This window comes from Acidocella sp. MX-AZ03 (genome assembly GCF_027626035.1).
In the GTDB taxonomy this organism is placed as follows: domain Bacteria; phylum Pseudomonadota; class Alphaproteobacteria; order Acetobacterales; family Acetobacteraceae; genus Acidocella; species Acidocella facilis.
This window is the reverse complement of record NZ_CP110774.1, coordinates 1466111-1488286: the sequence shown is the minus strand read 5'-3', so window position 1 is coordinate 1488286 and position 22176 is coordinate 1466111. Positions and strand designations below refer to the sequence as shown.

18 protein-coding genes, 1 other RNA gene and 3 pseudogenes are annotated in these 22176 nt (G+C 66.3%); 10 read left to right on the top strand and 12 right to left on the bottom strand.

The features are described from left to right. The first annotated feature begins 134 nt into the window (after positions 1–134). From hisG to GT370_RS08395, 3 genes and pseudogenes are all read left to right on the top strand, one after another. Entirely contained in the window at positions 135–782 is a 648-nt protein-coding gene (gene hisG / locus GT370_RS08405) for an ATP phosphoribosyltransferase (protein ID WP_240376484.1), read from the top strand. After that, positions 779–2067: pseudogene (gene hisD, locus GT370_RS08400) on the top strand (histidinol dehydrogenase). Before hisG ends, hisD begins: the two are co-directional and overlap by 4 nt. Positions 2068–2131: 64 nt before the next feature. Continuing rightward, positions 2132–2920 (top strand): beta-1,6-N-acetylglucosaminyltransferase, encoded by a 789-nt coding sequence (locus GT370_RS08395; RefSeq protein WP_270184216.1) that lies wholly within the window; start codon positions 2132–2134, stop codon positions 2918–2920. On the opposite strand, the pseudogene GT370_RS08390 reads toward GT370_RS08395, so the two are convergent. The 5 genes and pseudogenes from GT370_RS08390 to ffs all read right to left on the bottom strand — a co-directional run bounded on the left by GT370_RS08390 (position 2850) and on the right by ffs (position 7341). Beyond that, positions 2850–4314: pseudogene (locus tag GT370_RS08390) on the bottom strand (pyridoxal phosphate-dependent decarboxylase family protein). The gene GT370_RS08395 and the pseudogene GT370_RS08390 sit on opposite strands and share 71 nt — an antisense overlap. Before the next feature lie 187 nt (positions 4315–4501). Beyond that, positions 4502–5095 (bottom strand): recombination mediator RecR, encoded by a 594-nt coding sequence (gene recR, locus GT370_RS08385; RefSeq protein ID WP_008492225.1) that lies wholly within the window; start codon positions 5093–5095, stop codon positions 4502–4504. 16 nt (positions 5096–5111) lie between these two features. Continuing rightward, positions 5112–5435 (bottom strand): YbaB/EbfC family nucleoid-associated protein, encoded by a 324-nt coding sequence (locus GT370_RS08380; RefSeq protein WP_008492227.1) that lies wholly within the window; start codon positions 5433–5435, stop codon positions 5112–5114. A gap of 92 nt (positions 5436–5527) precedes the next feature. After that, positions 5528–7111 (bottom strand): DNA polymerase III subunit gamma/tau, encoded by a 1584-nt coding sequence (locus tag GT370_RS08375; protein WP_270184215.1) that lies wholly within the window; start codon positions 7109–7111, stop codon positions 5528–5530. 131 nt (positions 7112–7242) lie between these two features. Beyond that, positions 7243–7341, bottom strand: an RNA gene (gene ffs / locus GT370_RS08370) — signal recognition particle sRNA small type. An 85-nt stretch (positions 7342–7426) separates the two neighbouring features. On the opposite strand from ffs, the gene nudC reads away from it, so the two are divergent. Further along, positions 7427–8308, top strand: coding sequence for an NAD(+) diphosphatase (gene nudC / locus GT370_RS08365; protein WP_039884857.1), 882 nt, complete (start codon positions 7427–7429; stop codon positions 8306–8308). Positions 8309–8378: 70 nt separating this feature from the next. Here the strand turns inward: nudC and GT370_RS08360 are convergent, their stop codons facing one another. Further along, on the bottom strand, positions 8379–9233 hold the full coding sequence (locus tag GT370_RS08360) for a hypothetical protein (protein ID WP_270184214.1): 855 nt from the start codon (positions 9231–9233) through the stop codon (positions 8379–8381). Between the two features lie 682 nt (positions 9234–9915). Between GT370_RS08360 and GT370_RS08355 the strand changes: the two genes are divergently transcribed. From GT370_RS08355 to GT370_RS08345, 3 genes and pseudogenes are all read left to right on the top strand, one after another. Continuing rightward, a complete protein-coding gene (locus tag GT370_RS08355; RefSeq protein WP_008492231.1) occupies positions 9916–10407 on the top strand; it encodes a UPF0262 family protein in 492 nt (163 codons plus the stop codon). Between the two features lie 29 nt (positions 10408–10436). Then, positions 10437–11524 (top strand): annotated as a pseudogene (gene mtnA / locus GT370_RS08350) (S-methyl-5-thioribose-1-phosphate isomerase). Positions 11525–11526: 2 nt separating this feature from the next. Next, a complete protein-coding gene (locus GT370_RS08345; protein WP_270184213.1) occupies positions 11527–12174 on the top strand; it encodes a DUF2272 domain-containing protein in 648 nt (215 codons plus the stop codon). A 177-nt stretch (positions 12175–12351) separates the two neighbouring features. Here GT370_RS08345 and GT370_RS08340 read toward each other — a convergent pair whose 3' ends face one another. The 3 genes from GT370_RS08340 to GT370_RS08330 are packed head-to-tail and all read right to left on the bottom strand — an operon-like array spanning position 12352 to position 15505. Beyond that, on the bottom strand, positions 12352–13272 hold the full coding sequence (locus GT370_RS08340) for an efflux RND transporter periplasmic adaptor subunit (protein ID WP_008492235.1): 921 nt from the start codon (positions 13270–13272) through the stop codon (positions 12352–12354). Then, positions 13269–13493, bottom strand: coding sequence for a DUF1656 domain-containing protein (locus GT370_RS08335; RefSeq protein WP_008492236.1), 225 nt, complete (start codon positions 13491–13493; stop codon positions 13269–13271). Before GT370_RS08335 ends, GT370_RS08340 begins: the two co-directional genes overlap by 4 nt. Beyond that, positions 13490–15505 carry an FUSC family protein gene (locus tag GT370_RS08330; RefSeq protein ID WP_008492237.1) on the bottom strand — a complete coding sequence of 672 codons (2016 nt, stop codon included), beginning with the start codon at positions 15503–15505 and terminating at the stop codon, positions 13490–13492. The genes GT370_RS08335 and GT370_RS08330 overlap by 4 nt, the downstream gene beginning before the upstream one ends. Before the next feature lie 200 nt (positions 15506–15705). On the opposite strand from GT370_RS08330, the gene GT370_RS08325 reads away from it, so the two are divergent. Continuing rightward, the gene (locus GT370_RS08325; RefSeq protein WP_333490039.1) at positions 15706–16344 is read left to right on the top strand and encodes an NAD-dependent deacylase; all 639 of its coding nucleotides are present in this window, start codon (positions 15706–15708) and stop codon (positions 16342–16344) included. A gap of 98 nt (positions 16345–16442) precedes the next feature. On the opposite strand, the gene GT370_RS08320 is transcribed toward GT370_RS08325, so the two are convergent. The 3 genes from GT370_RS08320 to GT370_RS08310 form a co-directional block, all read right to left on the bottom strand. After that, entirely contained in the window at positions 16443–17165 is a 723-nt protein-coding gene (locus GT370_RS08320) for a hypothetical protein (protein ID WP_008492239.1), read from the bottom strand. A gap of 151 nt (positions 17166–17316) precedes the next feature. Then, positions 17317–18054, bottom strand: coding sequence for a histidine utilization repressor (gene hutC, locus GT370_RS08315; protein ID WP_270184369.1), 738 nt, complete (start codon positions 18052–18054; stop codon positions 17317–17319). A 5-nt stretch (positions 18055–18059) separates the two neighbouring features. Then, positions 18060–19352, bottom strand: a complete 1293-nt coding sequence (locus GT370_RS08310) for a formimidoylglutamate deiminase (RefSeq protein WP_008492243.1) — start codon at positions 19350–19352, stop codon at positions 18060–18062. 65 nt (positions 19353–19417) lie between these two features. Between GT370_RS08310 and hutI the strand changes: the two genes are divergently transcribed. Both hutI and hutH read left to right on the top strand, forming a co-directional pair. After that, entirely contained in the window at positions 19418–20599 is a 1182-nt protein-coding gene (gene hutI / locus GT370_RS08305; RefSeq protein ID WP_039884651.1) for an imidazolonepropionase, read from the top strand. After that, positions 20596–22122, top strand: a complete 1527-nt coding sequence (gene hutH, locus GT370_RS08300) for a histidine ammonia-lyase (RefSeq protein ID WP_270184212.1) — start codon at positions 20596–20598, stop codon at positions 22120–22122. The genes hutI and hutH overlap by 4 nt, the downstream gene beginning before the upstream one ends. Positions 22123–22176 lie beyond the last annotated feature (54 nt).

Here is a 22176-nt window from a genome sequence, read left to right as displayed (position 1 = left end):
AGGCGCGGCGCCGCGCGGTTGAATATCGAGAGGGCGGATCGGGCGCGGGGCGCCGATCCGCCCTTTTGCGTTTCTTCCCCTTGCTTTGAGGGGCGCGCTAGCCTCGAAGCGGGGGCGATGGTATGGGCGCGGCCATGTCCATCGTGCTCGCATTGCCCAAGGGGCGTATCCTGAAAGAGGCCGGCCCCATGCTGGCCCATGCCGGCCTGGTGCCGGAGCCGGAATATACGGATGAGAATTCCCGCAAGCTGCGGTTTTCCACCAGCCATCCGGATGTGGATGTGATCCGGGTGCGCTCCTTCGATGTCGCCACCTTCGTCGCCTTCGGGGCGGCGGAGATCGGCATTTGCGGCGGCGATGTGCTGATGGAATTCGATTACCCGGAGGTTTACGCGCCTTTGGATCTGGGCATCGGCAAATGCCGCATCTCGGTGGCCGAGCCGAAGGACGATGCCGGGCAGACCGATCTCTCCCGCGTCTCGGCCCTGCGCGTGGCCAGCAAATATCCCAACACCGCCAAGCGGCATTTCGCCCGGCGGGGGATTCAGGCGGAGATCGTCGAGCTGTCCGGCTCGATGGAGCTGGCGCCGGGGCTGGGGCTGTCGCGGCTGATCGTCGATCTGGTGCAGACCGGCAGCACGCTGAAGGCCAACGGGTTGGTGGAGACGGATGTGATCGCGCAGGTGTCCTCGAAGCTGATCGTCAACCGGGTGGCGCTGAAGACGCGGCCGGATGAGATCGGCACCTGGATCGAGGCGTTTCGGAAGGCGTTGGCGGCATGAAGATATTCTCAACCGGGCAGGATGATTTCGAGCGCCGATTCACCGCGCTGCTGGAGCGGCCGCAAGGGGAGGAGAATCTCTCCGGCGTGGTGCGGGCGATCATCGAGCGGGTGCGCGAAGAGGGCGATGCGGCGCTGCTGGATTATACTGCGCGTTTCGACAAGCAGGTGCTGGAGGCGGCCGGCCTGCGGGTGAGCCAGGCCGAGCTGGATGCGGCCGAGGCGCAGACGCCGAAGGAACTGCGCGAAGCGTTGAAGATCGCGGCGCGGCGGATCGAGGCCTTCCATCAGGCGCAGATGCCGCGCGATATCGAGTTCACGGACGATCTCGGCATTACCGCCGGGATGCGCTGGGGGGCGCTGGATGCGGTGGGGCTATATGTGCCCGGCGGCAAGGCGGCCTATCCCTCCTCCGTGCTGATGAATGCTATGCCGGCCAAGGTGGCGGGGGTGAAGCGCATCGCCATGGTGGTGCCGGCGCCTGGCGGGGTGTTGAACCCGCATGTGCTGGCGGCGGCGAATGCGGCGGGGATCACCGAGATTTATCGCGTCGGCGGGGCGCAGGCGGTGGCGGCTCTGGCTTATGGCACCGCCAGCATCGCCCGGGTGGACCGGATTGTCGGCCCGGCAATGCTTATGTGGCGGAAGCGAAGCGGCAGGTGTTCGGGGCGGTGGGGATCGATTCCATCGCCGGCCCGTCCGAGGTGCTGATCCTGGCCGATGCCAGCGCCGACCCGGTGCAGCTGGCCTATGACCTGCTGGCCCAGGCCGAGCATGATGAGGATGCGCAATCCATCCTGGTCACTGACGATGCGGGGCTGGCGGCAGCGGTGGAGCGCGAGGTCGCGGCCGCGCTGGAGAGCCTGCCGCGCCGGGACATCGCCAGCGCCAGCTGGGCGCGGCATGGCGCGATCATTCTGGTGCGCGACTGGGACGAGGCGGTGGAGATTTCCAACCGCATCGCGCCGGAGCATCTGCAACTGATGCTGGCGGACCCGCGGCCGGTTTTCGCCAAGGTGCGCCATGCCGGGGCGGTGTTCCTGGGCCGCAATACGCCGGAGGCGATGGGCGATTACATCATCGGGCCGAACCATGTGCTGCCGACCTCCGGCACAGCGCGTTTTGCCTCCGGGCTGTCGGTTTATGATTTCCTCAAGCGCACCACCTACGCGGCGGTGCCGGAGGCCGGACTGAAGGCGTTGGGGCCGCATGCGGTAACACTGGCGAAGGCCGAAGGGCTGACGGCACATGCGCAGAGCATCGCGGTGAGGCTGAAGCAGGAATGAGCGCGAACGGCAATGAGATTGCCGTTCTGTTGCTCTGCCATGCCGCCCCGAGGGGCTGGGCGGCATGGCGCGGTTTTTCGCAGATAGCGGGTTCGACCTGTTCGCGCATGTGGATGCGAAGGTGGATGAGGCGCCGTTTCGCGCCCAGGCGCCTTGGGTGCAGTTCATCTCACCGCGGCTGGAGGTATTCTGGCGCGGCTTTTCCATGGTGGAGGCGACGGTCGCGCTGATCGAGGCGGCCCGCGCGCGGCGGCCTTATGCCCGCTATATGCTGCTCTCCGACGATACGGTGCCGCTGCAATCCCTCAGCCTCATTCGTAATGCCCTTCTGGGCGATGAGGAATTCGCCGCCTTCGGCCCGGTCGAGGCGCATCGCGGGCGTTATGAGGGGTATTTTCTGTTCGACAGCCCGGCGACGCAGCTGCGCTGGATCCCCGGCGTGCAGCGCGTGGTGACGCCAGGTTTGATCGCCCGGGTGAAACGGGCCGAAGCGCTGATGGCGCGGGGCAAGGCGCCTTTGCCGGTGTTCTGGTACGGTTCGCAATGGATGGCGCTGACCGCGCCCAGCATCGAGCGCATCCTGGCGCGCTGGCACAGTGATGAGTGGCTGCGTGAATCCTTCGCCTTCGCCGATGCGCCCGATGAATCCTATTTCCAGACCATCCTCGGCGAGCAGCTGGGCAGGATTGATCGCGGGCTGGTCTATGTGGATTGGAGCACGCCGGAGCCGCCGCGTGTGTTCACCGAGATCAGCGCGCTGGAGGCGGTGGAGCCGGGCGGGTTCATGTTTTTGCGCAAGGCAAGGTTGGCACCTGAGGCGCTGCGGCAGTGGGTCGACCGGCTGCGAGGCTGAGGCGGCGCAGGATTTCCTCCACCAGCGCGTCGATATCCGCCTCGTTGGTACGGTGATTGACGATGGCGCAGCGTATGGCTGTGCGGCCGGCGATGCTGGTGGTGGAGGGGGCGAACAGGCCGTCCTCCTGTAGATCCGCGACCAGATCCGTGAGCTGCTGGTCGCTATAGCCCTCGATGGCGAAGCAGACGATGTTGAGCGCCGGGGGGCTGAGCAGGGTGAGGCGCGGTGCTGCCAGCACGTGGGCAGCCAGGCGCTGGGCCAGGGCGCAGCTGGTTTCCACCACGCCGGCCAGCCCCTCGGTGCCGTAGGCGCTGAGGCTCATCCAGACTTTCAGCGCCGAGAAGCCGCGCGAGAGATCCGGCCCGAGATCGCACGGCCAGGGAAAGCCGCCGGCGAGGCCGCGCGGGGCAGCGGCGAGGTAGCTGGTGGCCTGGGCGAAGCTGGCGTTGTGGATGGTGGCGTCGCGCACCAGCAGGCAGCCGCAGGAATAGGTCACCTGCGCCCATTTATGGAAATCGAAGGCGATGGAATCCGCTGACCCCAGCCCCGCCACCAGATGCCGCTTGGCCGGGGAGAGCGCGGCCAGGGCGCCGAAGGCGCCGTCGACATGGAACCAGAGCCCATGCTCGTCGGCGATGCGCCGGGCCTCGATCAGATCGTCAAAGGCGCCGGTATCGACGCTGCCGGCAGTGCCAGCGATGAGAAAGGGGGTGAGGCCGGCGGCCTTGTCCGCCGCGATGGCGGCGCGCAGGGCTTCCATGTCCATGCGCATCTGCGCGTCCAGCGGGATTTTGCGCAGGGCAGAGCGGCCCAGCCCGGCCATGTCCATCGCCCCGGTGATGCAGCGATGCACACCTGCCGAGGCATAGGCGACGAGGTTGGTCCCACTGATGCCGGCCTCATGCCCGGCCTCGCCCAGCGCCTTCTGGCGGGCGCAGAGCAGGGCGCAGAAATTCGCCATCGAGGAGCCGGTGAGCAGCACGCCGGAGGTGCCGGCGGGCATGCCCAGCATGTCCGCCGCCCAGGCGATGACCTGGCGCTCCACCGCGATGCCGACATGGTCGCGCCCGCCGCAATTGGCGTTCATCGCCCCGGCCAACAGCTCCGCCAGCATCGAGACCGGATTGCCGCCGCCATGCACCCAGCCCATGAAGCGCGGATGCAGATTGCCGGTGACGTAAGGCTGGATATCGGCCTGGAAACGCTCATAGAGGGCTTCGGGGCGGTGCCGGTGGTGGGCAAGGGGCGGTGAAACCCTGGCGCACCTCCTCCGGCATCTTCTGCCAGACCGGCTGGGTGCGGATGCTGGAGAGATGGTCCAGCATGTCGTCGAGCATCTGGTGCCCGAGGGCGCGGAGGGAGGACCAGTCGGTGGGGTCGAGCGTGCTCATGGGGCCTGTTAAACGGGGCGCGGAGATTTTTCCAGAGCTCTTATTTGCAAAAGTTTTTGGGGTGTGGGGAGTTTTTTCAAAAAGTCCCCACGAAGGTTTGGGGTGGCTGCGGCGTTGCCAGCGCCCCAAACGTTTTCGCCGCTTTTTTGTAAAAAAGCGGCACTAAAAAACTTTTGCAATTTTTCAGTTAGTTGGCTGCGCCGCGTGCCCGCAGCGCCGTCGCCAGCGTACCTTCATCCAGCACCTCCAGCGCGCCGCCAATGGGAACACCCTGGGCCAGCCGGGAAAGCGGGATGCCAAACCGTTTCAGCCGCTCGGTAAGGTAATGCGCGGTGGCCGCCCCCTCCACGGTCGCGGGCAAAGCCAGGATGATCTCCTCGACCGGCGCCGCCTCCAGCCGGGCAAGCAGCGGGGCGATGGCGAGGTCTTCCGGCCCGCGCCCGGCCAGCGCCGAGAGGGTGCCGCCGAGAATATGGTAGCGGCCGCGATAGACATGGGCGCGCTCCAGCGCCCAGAGATCCGCCACCCCCTCAACCACGCAGATCCGCGCCTCGCGCAAAGGCTCGGCGCAGATGGCGCAGGGGTCGGACGAATCAAGATTGCCGCAGACCGTGCAGCTGCGCACCGCAGCGGCGGCGGCCTGCATGGCATCCGCCAGCCTGGCCAGGCCGCCTTCCTTGTCGCGCAGCAATTTCAGCACGATGCGCCGCGCGCTGCGCGGACCCAGCCCCGGCAGGCGTGAAAACAGGCCGATCAGCTGTTCGAGTTCGGGGCCGCCCATCTATTCTGTAACCGGTTTAGAACGGCAGCTTCATGCCCGGCGGCAGCGGCAGACCGCCCATGGCGCTCTTGGTCTCGGCTTCCATGATCGCGTCGATCTTGGATTTCGCATCGGCATGGGCGGCGGAGATCAGATCTTCCAGCATCTCGGCCTCGGCCGGGTCGATCAGCTTCGGGTCGATCTTCACCCGCTTCAGCGCGCCCTTGCCGGAGAGGGTGACCTTCACCAGGCCGGCGCCGGCGACACCTTCCATCTCGGTGGCTTCCAGCTTGGCCTGCATGTCGGCCATTTTCTGCTGCATCTGGGAGGCCTGCTTCATCAGGCCGGCAAGGTTCTTCATTTACTCGTCTCCTTCATAGAGTTCGTCGGGCGGCACCAGGGCGGCCCAGTCGGCGGGCAGCTCCGGCTCCTGCTCCGGCGCGTCTTGCGTGTCTAGCTTGGTTCCGGGAAATGCGCCAGAATCGCCTGCACCAGCGGATGCGCCAGCGCCTCGTCCCGGGCCTGGGCGGTGGCCACCCCTTCCTGCTCGTCGATGGTCGGATCGCCGCGTTCATTGGAGAGGGCGATGGTCCAGCGGCGGCCGGTTTCCTCCTCCAGCATGCGCGAGATTTTGGCGACGAGGTCGCGCGGGATACGCGGATCATCGGCCAGGCGCATCTCGATCACCGGCGGGGCGAAGCGGACCAGATGCACGGATTGGCGCAGATGCGCGTAGAGCATCACATCGCGCTTGGCCTGGGCGAGGCCGACGACATCCAGGAAGGTCAGCGCGCGGGGCGCGGCAGAAGCCTGCATCACCACGTTGCCGTTGGCCACGGCCCGGGCACCGCCACCACCGCCACCGGCCGGTGCGCCGCCCAGCGCGGCGCCGGGATTTTCGGTGAGTTTCTTCACCAGCTCGCCCGGCGGCGGCAGATCGGCCACGTGGCAGAGGCGGATCAGGATCATTTCCGCACCGGCGCGCCGGTCCGGCGCGGCCTCGACCTCCTGCAGCCCCTTGAGCAGCATCTGCCAGAGCCGGCCGAGGAACGGGATGGAGAGCATCTCCGCCAAAGCGGCGCCGCGGGTGCGCTCCATCTCCGGCAGGGCGCCGCTCTTGGCCAGGGACGGCACGGATTTCATCCTGGTGAGCAGATGGGCGAGGCCGAGCAGGTCCGAGAGCAGCACGCCGGGATCGGCGCCGCGCTCATAGCTTTCATCGGAGATGCGCAGGGCGGCCTGGATGTCGCCTTGCACCACCGCATCCATCAGATCGAACACAAAGCCGCGATCGGCGAGGCCCAGCATGTCGGCCACCATCGGGCCGGAGATTTCGCTGGCATCCTCCGCACCGCGGGCGATGGCCTGGTCGAGCAGGGAGAGACCATCGCGCACCGAGCCATCGGCGGCGCGGGCGACGAGGGTGATCGCGGCCTCGGAGATCGAGACGTTTTCGATGCCGGCGATGCGGGTGAAATGCGCGGCGAGCACCTCCACCGGCACGCGCTTGAGGTCGTAACGCTGGCAGCGTGAGAGCACGGTGATCGGCACCTTGCGGATTTCCGTGGTGGCCAGCACGAATTTGATATGCGGCGGCGGCTCCTCCAGGGTTTTCAGCAGCGCGTTGAACGCCGCCTTGGAGAGCATGTGCACCTCATCGATGATGAAGACTTTCACGCGCGCCGAAAGCGGCTTGAAGCGCGTCGCCTCGATGATCTCGCGGACATCGTCCACGCCGGTATTGGAGGCGGCGTCCATCTCCACCACGTCCGGGTGGCGGTCCGCCAAGATGGCTTTGCAATTCTCGCAGACGCCGCACGGGTCCGGGGTGGGCCCGCCGGTGCCGTCCGCGCCGGTGCAGTTGAGGGCGCGGGCGAGGATGCGCGCGGTGGTGGTTTTGCCGACACCGCGCACGCCGGTGAGCATGAAGGCATGGGCGATGCGGTTCATCGCGAAGGCGTTGCGCAAGGTGCGCACCAGCGCGTCCTGGCCGATCAGATCCGCGAAGGTCGTGGGGCGGTATTTGCGGGCCAGCACCCGGTAGGCGGCGGCCTGGGGGCTTCCTGCGCCGGTTCCTCGCCGAACAGGTTGGGGCCCGGCGGCGGGGCGTCTGGCGCATCGTCGTCGAACATACCCATGTGTGGCGCGGACCTTGTAGCCAAAAGGAAGGTGGGAGACCGGACAACGACCCATGCGAAATCCGTTGTGGCTGCTGCCTTCCGGCCCTGACCAGGTTGGCGGGCCGCGATGTCCGCCGCCGATCTCCCGTGCCGATTATCGCCTGTGCGGCGTCTGGATGCAAGCTTGGCAGGGCAAAGGGGGCATGCCACATGAGCAGGCATGGATTTTACCATGAAAGATCAGCCGAATCATTATAGCGGCGGGGCGCTGGACCGGGCCGCGCAGCTGCGCGAGGACGCGGCCTGGCAGGAACGCGCCGGGGCCGATGCGGCGAGCCGGGTGGTGCTGCTGCATGATGGCCAGGTGCTGGTGGAGGACAACGAGGCCCCGCGTGCGCGGCTGCTCGCACCGTTCCGCACGCCGGATCTGTTCCTAGGTCTGGCCGAGGGGATCGCCTATTTCGCCTGCGACGTGACCGGCGAAGCACTGCCGGACGGGGTGGTGCAAGAGGATTTCGTGCCGCTGCGCGGGGTGAATGCGTTGCTGCCAGAGTTGGATGCCACCTTGCTGGCGACGGCGCGTGGCATGTTCAACTGGCGCCGTGCGCATAAATTCTGTCCGCTCTGTGGCGGCGCGATGCAGGCGGCGCGCGCCGGCTGGGTGCTCGCTTGCGCGGCTTGTGGCACGGCGCATTTTCCGCGCACGGATTCCGCTGTGATCATGCTGGCGACGCGCGGCGACCAGGCGCTGCTTGGCCAGTCGCACCGGTTTCCGCTGGAGAAGAATATGTATTCCACCCTCGCCGGCTTCGTGGAGCCGGGCGAGAGCCTGGAAGATGCGGTGCGCCGGGAAGTGTTCGAGGAAACCGGTGTGCGCGTCGGCGCGGTGTTTTATCACTCCAGCCAGCCCTGGCCGTTTCCGGCCTCCTTGATGCTGGGATTTCAGGCGGAGGCGATCAGTGAACAGATCGTTCTGCAGGAGGATGAGATGCGCGATGCGCGCTGGTTCAGCCGGGCGGAGATCCGCGACCATGCGGCTTTGGGCTTTGGCCTGCCCGGGCATGATTCCATCGCGCGGCGGCTGATCGAGGATTGGCTGGCCCAGGGGGCGTAGCGGCGAAGGGCGCATAAAAAAACAGGCGCGGGTGAGCGCGCCTGTTTTGCATTGCGTCGGCCGATGCGGCTTACTCGAAGGTCTCGGAGATCGAGGGCACGATGTCCATGGTCTCTTCAGCGAACACATCATTCATTTCCGGCGCGGGCGGCGGCGTTACCTTGGCGCGCGGCTTGCGCGGGGCGGCCGGCTTCTTGGCGGCTGCGGTGGTCTTCTTCGCGGCCGGCTTCTTGGCGGCTGCGGTGGTCTTCTTCGCGGCCGTCTTCTTGGCGGCTGCGGTGGTCTTCTTCACGGCCGGCTTCTTGGCGGCTGCGGTGGTCTTCTTCGCGGCCGGTTTCTTGGTGGCGGCGGTGGTCTTCTTCGCGGTCGTCTTCTTGGCGGCGGCGGTGGTCTTCTTCGCGGTCGTCTTCTTGGCGGCGGCGGTGGTCTTCTTCGCGGTCGTCTTCTTGGCGGCGGCGGTGGTCTTCTTCACGGCCGGCTTCTTGGTGGCGGCGGTGGTCTTCTTCGCGGTCGTCTTCTTGGCGGCTGCGGTGGTCTTCTTCGCGGCCGGCTTCTTGGCGGCTGCGGTGGTCTTCTTGGCGGTCGTCTTCTTGGCGGCTGCGGTGGTCTTCTTCGCGGCCGGCTTCTTGGCGGCGGCGGTGGTCTTCTTCGCGGCCGGCTTCTTGGCGGCGGCGGTGGTCTTCTTCGCGGTCGTCTTCTTGGCGGCGGCGGTGGTCTTCTTCGCGGTCGTCTTCTTGGCGGCTGCGGCGGTCTTCTTCGCGGTCGTCTTCTTGGCGGCAGCGGCGGTCTTCTTCGCGGCCGGTTTCTTCGTGGCAGCGGCGGTCTTCTTCGCGGCCGGCTTCTTCACGGCGGCGGTCTTCTTCGCGGTGGCGCGCACGGCCATCGGCTGCGCGCGCTCAGTGGTGGTCTTGTCTTCGATGGTCACTGGTCATGCTCCTTAGCGTTCAAGGTTATCATTGAGTTCCGGGTGGTCGTGGTCCGGCACAGAAACGTCTTGTTCTACGGCTGGGTAGGCCGTCCTTCTTTGGTTCCGCGTGCGGTTTCCTTGACCGCGAAATTCAGACATGGTGCGCGATGCGAATCGCGCAATGCACGCAAGATTCGCTATTCAGCTTCCGCGCTGCGCCTGTCAACAAAAAGCAGCACTAAACTTCTGTCCTGACGCATTTTTTTACAGCAATGTGCAAGACATCCACAGTGTGGAGGCCCAGCGCCGCAATTTTGCCACGCCGTGTTCCTGGTTTCGCCATCGATCGTCGGCGCTGCGTGCTTCGAAAAGATTTAGAAAATATCAATCAAAACCGGATCAGTCCGGCGCCGTTCCGGAGCGTGTGGCATGTTGGCGGGCGGGCAATGGCGTCTTGGCGAGGGGTGTGGCGCGTCGGCGCGGCTTTGAGGGGACGATCGCATTTGTCGTTGCCGCGCGGAATCGCTATGCTCGGTCCCGACGGATAAGCGCGTATGGCCCGGCCTGGATCAGGGCAGCGCCCGGCGGAGCGGGCGACGGGTGAGGCGTGACGAAGCATAAGACGTGACGAAGCGTAAGACGTGACGGAACAAGAGAGCGAGACGAAGCGCGTAATCTTTCCAAGGGGCGAGCAGGTGACATGGTGGATGCACAAGGCACGGATGCAACCGGCAGGCTGACCAAGGTGGTTCTCGAGGGCGAGGCCCTGCACCGCATCTCGGCCCTGCAGCAGGCGGATCGCGAACAGGCGGTGCGTGACCTGGCGCAGGAAAATGAATTCCACCTGCCCGGGCATCCGGATTTGCAGAGCATTCTGCATCTCTCCATCCAGGAAGGCCGGCTGGTGTTCGATGTACGCGATGCGCAGGATGCGCCGGTGCAGGCGGTACTGCTGGCGCTGGGGCCGTTCAAGATGCTGATCCGCGATTACCAGATGTTGCTGGATTCCTATGCGATGGCGGTGGCGGAGGGGCGCGAGGCGCGCATCCAGGCGATCGATATGGGCCGGCGCGGGCTGCATAATGAAGGGGCCGAGCTGATGATCGAACGGCTGGGCGGCAAGGTGGTGATTGATTTTCCCACCGCGCGGCGCTTATTCACCCTGGTCTGCGCTTTGCACCAAAAATTGTAGCACTTAGAACTTTAGGATTTTTTAACGCCATGAAAATTGACGGCACACCCTATCGCTCGATCTGGGTCGACGAGACCGATGGCTGGTCTGTCCGCATCATCGATCAGACCAAGCTGCCCTGGAATGTGGATCTGGTCCGGCTGACGACGCTTGAGGAAATGGCGCATGCGATCAAGGCGATGCTGGTGCGCGGCGCGCCGCTGATCGGCGCCTCGGCCGCCTACGGCGTGGCGCTGGCGATGCGCCATGATGCCGCCGATGCGGCGCTGGCGCAGGCGCTGGAGGTGCTGGGCGCGACCCGGCCGACCGCGATCAATCTGCGCTGGGCGCTGCGGCGCATGGGGGCGGCATTGCAGAGCGTGGAGCCGGCGAAGCGCGAAGCCGCCGCCTACGCGGAAGCGGCGAAGATCTGCGATGAGGATGTCGCGGTGAACGAGGCGATCGGCCGCAACGGTCTGGCGCTGATCGAGGAGAAGGCGAAATCCGGAAAACGGGTGAATATCCTGACGCATTGCAATGCCGGCTGGATCGCCACGGTGGATTGGGGCACGGCGCTGGCGCCGATCTATATGGCGCATGATGCCGGGATCGACGTGCATGTCTGGGTGGAGGAGACCCGCCCGCGCAACCAGGGCGCCTCGCTGACCGCCTGGGAGCTTGGCAAACATGGGGTCAAACACACCGTCATCGCCGATAATGCCGGCGGGCATTATATGCAGCATGGCGAGGTGGATCTGGTGATTGTCGGCACCGACCGCGTCACCCGCCAGGGCGATGTCTGCAACAAGATCGGCACCTATCTGAAGGCGCTGGCGGCGCATGATAATAACGTGCCGTTCTGGGTGGCGCTGCCGTCCTCCACGATCGATTGGACGATCCGCGACGGGGTTTCCGAAATCCCGATTGAGGAGCGGGCCGCTTCCGAAGTGACGACGATGACCGGGCGCGCGATGGATGGCTCGATCGCCACGGTGCGCATCGTGCCGACCTCCAGCCCGCCGCCAACCCGGCCTTCGATGTGACGCCGGCGCGGCTGGTGACCGGGCTGATCACCGAGCGCGGGTTGTGCGAAGCGACGGAGAGCGCGCTGACCGGAATGTTCAGCGACCTCGCGTGAGGATGGGTTTAAAAAAAGGCGGCGGTTTCGCCGCCTTTTTCAGTCTGGCGCTGCTGGGCGCCTGCGCGCCGCAGAACCATGCGCCGCCTTTTGCCAACCAGCCTTATGAAGCCTTCTCGCGCAGTGCCGCGGTGGCCATCGCGCTGCGCGAATGGCGGCTCTGGGGCGAGCATGTGGATGATGGCGACGTGCCCTATGTGCAGCAGGCCGGCACCATGCCCGAGCGCGCCCAGGGGCTGTGGCAGCGCGTCGGCGAATATTGGTGGGAAGGGATGAACGCCGGCGAGCCGGATGCGCGCTGGACTGGCAAGCATGATGCCCAGGGGCGGGTTTTCCCGGTGCGGGTGAATGGCGATTATGCGTGGTCGGCCGCCTTTATCTCTTATGTGATGCGCATTGCCGGAGCGGGGCCGAAATTTCCCTACGCGCCGGATCACTCCTTTTATATAGATTATGCGGCGCGGCCTTATCGGCCGGGGAAGTTGCTGATCGCGGAGAACCCGGCGGATTATGCGCCGCGCCTGGGGGATCTGGTGTGTTTTCCGCGCGGGGCCGCGCGTGACCTTACTTATAATGATCTGCCCACGAAGGATCATTTCCCCGCCCATTGCAGCATCGTCACCGGCGTGGCGGCGGGGAGGTGGATGTGATCGGGGGAATGTGGATGACGCGGTGACGCTGGAGCATCTGCACATTGACGCGCAAGGCCGGCTGCAAGGCAACAAGGACAACTGGTTCGTCGTGCTGCGCGTGCTCTACGCCCAGAATTAAGTGAGCAAAAGTTTTTGGGGTATGGGGGCTTTTTTCAAAAAGCCCCCATATCTTAACTAGTTTTTGCGTTTCTCCGGCTGCACGCTCACCGTCGCGGTCAGCCCGGCGACGAGATGGAGGCCGGCCGGCACCTTGTCGATGGCGATGCGTACCGGAATACGCGCCGCCAGCCGCACCCAGGTGAAGGTGGGGTTCACATCCGCCAGCAATGTGGGCGCGGCGACACGTTCATTATCGGTGATGCCGGAGGCGAAGCCTTGCACATGGCCCAGGATCGGCGGGCCGCCCTGCAGCAGCTCGACGCTGGCTTTGTCGCCGACCTGGATGTGATGCAGCTTGGTTTCCTCGAAATAGCCATCGACATAGAAGCTGTCCGTATCGACGATGGCGATCACCGGCTTGCCGGCGGCGACGTAATCGCCGGGCCTCATCGAGAAATTCGTCACCCGCCCATTCACCGTCGCGCGCACCGTGCTGCGGGTGAGGTTGAGCTGGGCGACATCGAGATTGGCCTGCGCCGCCGCGGTGGCGGCCTGCGCTTGCGCGTAGGCGGCTTCGGCCGCGCGGGACTGGGTGCTGGCGTCGTCGCGCGAGATCGCGGAGGCCGCGTTGTTGGAGAGGGCGGCGTAGCGCGCGGCGTTCTGCTGGGCGTTCTGCATCGTCGCCTTGGCTTTGTCCTGCGCCGCCTGGGCCTGGGCGAGGGCGGCTTTGGCCTGCGCCATCGCCAGGTTGAAACGCGACGGGTCGATCTGGAACAAAGGCTCGCCAGTATGCACGAAATCATTATCATGCACGAACACCTGCACCACCGGGCCGGTCACGTCAGGGGCGAGAGAGACGACATCCGCGCGCACGCGGCCATCGCGCGTCCAGGGATCGTCCATATAATAGATCCAGAGCTGCCAGCCGACGAGCCCGGCCAGCACCACAACCACCAGGGTGACGAGAAAACGGCTGACGAAATTTGCGGATTTCATGGGGCTCCGGGGGATGAAAGGAAATGCGAGGTCAACAGCCAGACCAGCCCGGTGAGCAGCACCAGGAGGCAGAGATCGAAGAGCGGGCGATGCCAGACGAAACGGTAGGCGCCGATGGCGGAAAGCCCGCGGCGCAGCGCCACGGAGAGCAGCAGCGCGATGCCGATCCAGATCAGCAGCGGGGGAAACAGCACGCCGTAAATGTTGATTTCACCGATCATTCTGCCACCAATGCCTGGCTGTGGGTCTGGAAAATGGGAGGTGCCGCCTCGGGAAACAGCACGCTGCGCAGGCCCGAGAGCACCATCAGCGCGGCCCGGTGGGCCAAGGCATCATGCATCAGCGCCGCCATCGCGCTGTCCAGCGCGTGCATCAGCGCGTCCGGCGCGGGCTGGCGGGCATTGCCCTGATAATGCGCCGCGATGCCATCGAAGATCAGTTCACAGCAGCGCCGTGCCTCGGGCGGCAGCCGCCATTGCTCGCGGTGCAGGGCGATGATGTTGAGGCCGACGCGCAAATCCACCAGCACGCCGGAGGCGGCACTATCGGCGCCGCTGGCCACGGCGGCGAGGCGCGGCATCATCAGCCCCAGACGGTCCATCATGATGCCGGTCAGGGCGGCGCGGTCATGCGGGAGGGCGGCCTGCGCGGCGGCGGCGACATCGCGCCAGTTGGCGCGCATCAGCCGCTCCGCACTCCAGGCGGCACCGACCGAGCGCACGATGCGGGTGAGGATCAGCGCCGACCCCAGCCCGACGATCAGGCTGAAGGAGCTGTCCGCGAACGGCACGAAGCTGGTGTGATAGCCATTGCCAAGGCCAAGCTGGGTCGCGCCGACCGCGCCGATGACCATGCCGGTGCCGAACGTGGCGGGGCGCGAGACCAGCACGCCCGTCATCAGCCCGGCGGGGAGCAGCACCAGGTAAAGCTCGTCGAACCCCACCACGCGGGGCAGGATGGCGAAGCTGTAGACGAAGATGCCGATGATGACGATGACGGCGTTGCGCAGCATCTGCGCGATCGCCGGGGCGGGATCGTCCTGCGCGGCGAAGAAGGAGCAGGCGACGGCGACCATGATCGCCGCCCCGGCGCCGTAGGCCCAGCCGGTGGCGATCCAGAGCGCGCAGACCAGCAGCACCGCGCCGGCGGCGGAGGTGGCGGAGAGGAAGGCCAGCTTATGGTCGCGGTTCTGCTTGGTGATGGCGATATATTCGGCATCCAGCGCCGGGCTGGCCGGGGGCGGCGGTGCGCCTTCGGTGACGAAACGGCGCAATTGCCGGGAATGGCTGGAGATGCGCACCAGCTCCTCCAGCCGCAGCGCCAGGCTGGCGCGCAGCAGCCCGCCCCAGTCCGGCGTGTCATGGTCCAGCGTCTGGATGTCGTGCAGCAGCGCATCGGCGCCATCCGCCTTGCCGCTCTGCACCCATTGATCGGTGGCGGCGAGCACGGTTTTCAGCTTCGGGGTCAGCGCGTCCAGCCGGCGCAGCTCGGCGACGCGCTGGCCGATGGAGCTGAGGATCGGCATCAGGCTGATCACATACATGCGCAGCCTCGTCACCTGCCGCACCGCCGATTGCATGTTGGAGACGTCATAGGCGAGCTGGGAGACCATCATCGCGGTGTCGGTCGCCTCGAAGGCCAGACGACGGCGGGCCTCGCGCGCGGCCTGGGATTCACCGTCGCCCGCCAGCGCGGCGCTGGCCCAGTCCACCCCCGGCTTGACCCAGGAGCTGATGCGCCGCGCCAGCACCGGGCCGATCGAGCGCGGCAGGATGATGGTGCCGATGATGGTGGTGCAGACAATGCCGAGGGTGATCTCCTCGCAGCGGGTCAGCGCCGTCTGGAAGACATGGCTGGGATCGGTGACCGAGGGGAAGCCGATGATGCCGGCGGTGTAGCCCGAGAGCATGAAGGTATAGGCGCGCGGGCTGCGGTCCATCAGCGCGATATAGAGGCACATCGCCACCCAGAGCGCCATGGCGATGCAGAGCAGCACCGGCGCGTTGACCAGGTTGGGCACCAGCACCACCGCCGCGGTGCCGCCGATCAGCGTGCCGAAGAAGCGATAGACGGCCTTGGAGCGCATCGCCCCGGCATAGGGGTTGGCGACGATGAAGGCGGTGGCCATCGACCAGTACGGGTTGTCCAGCCCCAGCCAGCAGGAGATGAAGAAGGCGAGCATGGCGCCCGTGAAGGTCTTCAGGGCAAAGAGGAGTTCGTCCGGCTTGGGCATTATCCCCTGCAAACAGGAAAAAACGTCAGGAAGGTAGATGTTCTTTGCAAGGCGGCTCTGCGGCGCCCCGGCTGGCTGATTGGGCTTATGGTTTCGGCGGGTTTCAAGAGCTTCTTATCGGATGCGCGGCCGGGGCGGAAGCGGTTTGCATGAGGCTGCGGCCCTGATAGCGTGAAAGGACGCAGACGAGGAGGCAGGCGGTGAATATCGTGGTGCTGACAGGGGCGGGGATCTCGGCGGACTCAGGCATTGCCACGTTTCGCGCGGCGGACGGGCTGTGGGAAAATCACAGCATCGAGGATGTGGCCTCGCCGGAAGGGTTCTTGCGGGATCCGGCGCTGGTGCATCGCTTTTATAATCTGCGCCGGGCCCAGCTGAACCAGGTGGCGCCGAATGAGGGGCATCTGGCGCTGGCGGCGCTGGAACAGGGCTGGCGCGGGCGGGGTGAGTTTCTGCTGGTGACGCAGAATGTGGATGATCTGCATGAGCGGGCCGGCAGCCGGAATGTGCTGCATATGCATGGCCAGTTGCGCCGGCTGCTTTGCGCGGAATGCGGTGCGGCGGGGCCGTGGCTGAATGAGTCCGGGGTGGAGACGATCTGCCCGGCCTGCGACGCGGCGGCGATGCGCCCGGATATCGTCTGGTTCGGGGAGATCCCGTATTTCATGGATGAGATTCTGGAGGCGCTGGCGCGGGCGGATGTATTCTGCGCGATCGGCACGTCGGGGTGGTGTATCCGGCGGCCGGGTTCGCGGCTGAGGCGCGGCGAAACGGGCGCGGCTGCGTGCTGTATGAGATCAACCCGGCGCCGACCGGGGGGCGTTATTTCGACCATGTGATCGAAGCGCCGGCTAGCGCCGGCGTGCCTGAATTCCTGCGCCGGCTGGGGCTTTAGGTTCGCAAATGTTTATTGGGGGGTCAAAGTTCTCCCATGTTCTTAACTTGCCCGCCGGCTGGAGAGCCGCGCCGCGAGCGTGGCGGCGGCCCCGCTCAGCCCGGTTTCATCGGTAAAGAAAGCCAGTTTTTCGCCCGCGGCGAGGCGGCTGCGAAGGGTGGCGGCGAGCGGGGCGGCGGCGTCCGCGCTGGCGGGCAAGGTGAGGATTTCCAGCGCGCCGGGGGCGGTGAAAGGATGGCCCTGCGCCGCGATGAGGGCGACGATGCCGGCCTCGCGCAGCAGCGCCAGCCCGTCCTCTGGCTCGGCCTGGCCGAGGGAGAGCACGGCCAGACGCCCCGGCTCGGCCCAGACCAGCTGCGCCCCTTGCGTGACGGGGGAGGGTGGCGGCAAGGCGACCAGCGAATCGAGCGCGGCGCGGATTTCGTTCTGGATGGAGGTGAGGTCCATTCCTGCCAGGCGCGGCGCGGTGGCAGCTTGGGGGGCCATGGCCGCGCGGGTGGCGTGGCGGCGGAAGGCGAAGCCGGTTTCCGGGGCGGGCTGGGATTCGGGTTCGGGTGCGGCGGGCTCAGCCGGTGGCACGAGGCGCGGCGTGGCCTCCACCTTCATCGGCGGCGCGGCGCGCAGGAAGGCGTGCAGATCATCCTGCGGGCCGCTGGCCGGGGCCGTCTGCCGGCGGCGGCCGGCCAGGAGGTCGATACAGAGCGCCAGTATGCCGAGGCCCAGAACCCCCAGCCCGGCGCTGAGATACAGCGTGTCTTGATCCAAACGGCTCCGCCTCCAACGCGGCTCCCTGGAAATTTACGCGTCCGGCGGCGGTTTGAAAAGCGGGGCGGGGGCGCCTGTGTCGCCCACACCCAAACGTTGTTCGCCGCTTTTTTGAAAAAAAGCGGCCCAAAAAACTTTTGATTTTAAAGAATTAGCCTGGCCGGGCGTGGAAATCCGCCAGCTTGTAGCGGCTGCCCAGGCTGTAGCGGCTGCCAGGATGGGTAAGCAGTGAGCGCGTGGCGGGGCCGGCCGGGGTCCAGGTGCGGCGCAGCAGGCAGAGGCAGGCGTCCTGGGGGTCCAGGCGCAGCAGCGCTTGCAGCTTGGCATCGGCCAGGGTGGCGTGGATGACATGCTCCACCTCGCTCGGCGGGGAGATGGTCTGCAGATAGCGGTTCGGGGTCTGGCGGGTGAAATCCTGCGCCAGATAATCTGGGGCGAAGCCGGGCGAGACATAGCGCTGCTCCAGCTGCACCGGGATTTCATCCTCGAAATGCAGGATCTCGGAATAGAACAGCCTGGCGCGCGGGCGCAGGGCGAATTCGGCGGCGATGTCCGCTGGCGCGGGGCGGGCTTCCAGCGCCAGCACCTGCGCGCGATGGGCATGGCCACGCCGGGCAATATCCTCGGCGATGTCGTGGATTTCCAGCAAGGGCGAGCGCGGGGCTGGAGCCTGCACGAAGCTGCCCGCGCCCTGCAGGCGCAGCAGCACCCCCTCGGCGGAAAGCTCGCGCAAGGCACGATGCACCGTCATCCGCGAGGCGCCGAGGCGCTCCATCAGCTCGAACTCGGAGGGGATTTTCTCGCCCACCTTCCAGATGCCGCTGGCGATGCCCTCCCGCAGATAGGCTTTGACCTGCTCATAGAGTTTGGCGGGGCGGGGAGACGGCATGGCGGTCACAGCCGCTTGCGCAAAATTGCCTCGAACGCGGCGCGGGCGGGCCGGGCGTGGATATGTTGTCCGGCTTCCACCAGCCGTTTGCCGCGCACCCAGACATCGCGCAGCGCGGGCGCGCGGGCGGTGAAGAGGGCGTCGGCCAGCGCATCCTCCGGCGTTTCGCCGGCGATGGTGACGAAGCTGGCCGGGGCGCCGATGACAAGGCCGGCCGGCAGCCCAATGGCCTGCGCCCCGCCGGCCAGCGCGTTTTGGTAGAGCGCGGTGGCGGTCGAGCGGGTCGTGTCCGTGGCCATGACATTGCGCTGGCGCTGCGCCAGGCGCTGGGAATATTCGAGCATCTGCAGCTCGCGCGCGGCATCGATGAGGATGTTGGAGTCCGAGCCGATGCCGAAGGCGCCGGTGAAATGCTGGGCGGGGAAAATACCGTCACCGAGATTGGCCTCGGTGATCGGGCAGAGCCCCGCCACCGCCTGGGCGTTTGCAATACCGGCGGCTTCCTGGGGGGTGATATGGGTGGCGTGGACCAGGCACCAATTTGCCGAAACCGGGGCATTTGCCAGCAGATATTCAACCGGCCTGGCGCCGGAGAAGGCCAGGCAGGCCTCCACCTCGGCGGTCTGCTCGGCGATGTGGATGTGAAACGGCGCGGCGCCGTTCAGATGATTCAGCGCGGTGATTTCCTCACGCGTGGCGGCGCGCAGCGAATGCGGGGCGCAGCCGGTGGCGGCCAACGCCTGGCAACGTTCATGCAGCCGCGCGTAGCTGTCCAGCGAATTGATGAAGCGGCGCTGGCCTTCAGCCGGCGCCTGCCCGCCAAAGCCGGAATGGGCGTAGAACACCGGCAGCAGCAGCAGATCGATCCCGGCGGCGGCGGCGGCGGCGGCGATGCGCGTGGCCATTTCCGCGATGTCGGCATAGGGCGTGCCGTCCGGCGCGTGGTGGAGATAATGAAACTCCGCGACCGCGGTGAAGCCGGCTTCCAGCATTTCGGTGAAGGCGAGGGTGGCGATGGCCTGCACATCCTCCGGGTCCAGCGACCAGGCGAGCTTGTACATCAGCTCGCGCCAGGTCCAAAAACTGTCGGTTCCGGCGCCGCGATGCTCGGCCCGGCCGGCCATGGCGCGCTGGAAGCTATGGCTGTGCAGATTGGGCATGCCCGGCAAAGCGATGCCGGCACCGCCTTCGATGCCGGTTTCAATTTGCGTGATCCGCCCGGCCGCGAAGGAGATGGCGACATTCGCGGCCCAACCCTGGGGGAGCAACGCGTGGCGGAAAATGATGCGATCGGACACTGGACAGCTCTCCCGGACGTGCATATTGTATATACAACTTTTCCCTCAACGCCAAGGTTCAGAACATGCGGGCAGAGCGGATTTTTACCAATGCGAGGCTGGCGACGATGGACCCGGATCTGCCGGGCCTGGGGCTGGTGGAGCCGGGCATGGTGGCAGAGGCGCACGGGCGCATTCTCTATGCCGGGCCGATGCGCGCGATGCAGGCCGAGGAAATGGTGGATTGCGAGGGCCGCTGGATCACGCCCGGGCTGATCGATTGCCATACGCACCTGGTTTATGCCGGCAGCCGGGCGGGGGAATTCGAGGCGCGGCTGGCTGGGGCAAGCTATGAGGAGATCGCCCGGGCGGGCGGCGGCATCATGGGCACGATGCGCGCCACACGCGCGGCCAGCTTCGATGAGTTGCGCCGCGCAGCGGAATTGCGGTTGGAAGCGCTGCTCGCCGAAGGGGTGACGACCATCGAGATCAAATCCGGCTATGGGTTGGCGCCGGAGGCGGAATATAAATGTCTTGAGGTAGCAAAGTCGCTTGGCGGCGCCGTGGATGTTGTCACCAGCTTCCTGGGCGCGCATGGATTTCCGCCGGAGATGGCGCGTGAGGATTATCTGCGGTTGCTCTGCGAGGAGATGATCCCGCATGTCGCGCGACACAGACTGGCCGACGCGGTGGATGGGTTTTGCGAGGGCATCGCCTTTTCGCCTGAGGAGATGGCGCAGGTGTTCGAGGCGGCGACGCGTTGCGGGCTGGCGGTGAAACTGCATGCGGACCAGCTTTCGGACCTTGGCGGCGCGGCGCTGGCGGCAAGGTTTGGCGCGCTCTCGGCGGATCATCTTGAATATACCAGCGAGGATGGCGCAGCGGCGATGGCGCGGGCGGGCAGTGTTGCCGTGCTGCTGCCCGGCGCCTTCTACACGCTGCGCGAAACCAGGCTGCCGCCGGTTGCTTCGTTTCGAACCCATGGGGTGCGCATGGCGGTTTCCACCGATCTCAACCCCGGCACCTCGCCGCTTTTCTCCTTGCTGCTGGCAATGAACATGGCCGCCACGCAGTTTCGCCTCACGGTTGAGGAATGCCTGCTCGGCGTCACCCGCCATGCCGCCGCCGCACTTGGGCGGTCGGATGTAGGCGTGCTGAAGCCAGGGGCCAAATGCCATCTCGCGATCTGGGACATCGAGCGCCCGGCGGAGCTGGTCTATCGCATCGGGTTCAACCCGCTACATCAACGTATCTGGAGTGCCGCATGAAACTCACCCCCGGGGCGATGAGCCTCGCCCAATGGCGCGATATCTATCAAGGCGCTGTCGTCGAACTTGACGAAGCGGCGCTTCCGGCTGTTCAGGCCGGGGCGGATGCGGTGGCAGAGATTCTGGGCCGGGGCGAGCCGGTCTATGGCATCAATACCGGCTTCGGCAAGCTGGCCTCGGTGCGCATCGCGGATGCGGATCTGGCAACGTTGCAACGCAATCTCGTGCTCTCGCACGCGGCGGGGGTGGGCGCGCCGATGCCCGTCGCGGTGGCGCGGCTGATGCTGGCCTTGAAGATGGGCTCGCTCGGCCAGGGCGCCTCGGGCGTGCGGGTGGAAACCGTGCGCATGCTGGAGGCGATGCTGGCGAAGGATCTGATCCCGGTGGTGCCGGCGCAGGGTTCCGTCGGCGCCTCGGGCGATCTGGCGCCGCTGGCGCATATGACCGCGGCGATGATGGGAGTCGGCGCGATTTTCGTCGGTGGTGTGGCGAAGGATGCAGAGCTGGCCTTGGCGGAAGCCGGGTTGGCGCCTTTGGTGCTGGGGCCCAAGGAAGGGCTGGCGCTGCTCAACGGCACGCAATTTTCCACCGCCAACGCCCTGGCCGGGCTGTTCGAGGCGGAGGCGAATTTCCGCGCGGCGCTGGTGACGGGCGCGCTTTCCACCGATGCCGCGAAGGGCTCCGATGCGCCGTTTGATCCGCGCATCCATGCGGTGCGCCGGCATCGCGGCCAGGCGGAGGTGGCGGAGGCGCTGCGCGGGCTGATGGCGGGGTCGGCCATTCGCGCCTCGCATCTGAAAGGCGATGAGCGGGTGCAGGACCCGTATTGCCTACGCTGCCAGCCACAGGTGATGGGGGCAGTGTTGGATCTGCTGCGCCAGGCGGCGGCGACGTTGGAGACGGAAGCCAATGGCGTGACGGATAATCCGCTGATCTTCACCGGCCCGGCGGTCGCCCTCTCCGGCGGGAATTTCCATGCCGAGCCGGTGGCCTTCGCGGCGGATATGATCGCGATGGCGGTGTGCGAAATCGGCTCGCTGACCGAGCGGCGGATTTCGCTGCTGGTCGACCCGGTGCTCTCCGGCCTGCCGGCCTTCCTGACGCCGAAACCCGGATTGAATTCCGGTTTCATGATTCCGCAGGTGACGGCGGCGGCTTTGGTCTCCGAGAACAAGCAGAACGCCTACCCGGCTTCGGTGGATTCCATTCCCACCTCCGCCAACCAGGAGGATCATGTGTCGATGGCCGCCCATGGCGCGCGGAGGTTGCTGCGGATGAATGAGAATCTGCGCGCGATCATCGCCATCGAATGGCTGGCGGCGGCGCAGGGCTGCGATTTTCATACGCTGACCTCCTCGGCTTTGTTGGAGGCGGCGCGTGCAAGATTGCGCGCGGCGGTGCCGAAGCTGGAAGAGGACCGGCATTTCGCCCCGGATATCGAGATGGCCATCGCGCTGCTGGGTGAGGGCGCCTTGGCTGGGTTTGATCTGCCGGGGTTGCCTGAGATTTTGCCTCGCCTGTGATTTGGACAACACGCCGCGCCGGTGCCGCCGGTGCCTGAGACCATTCTGAAAGGT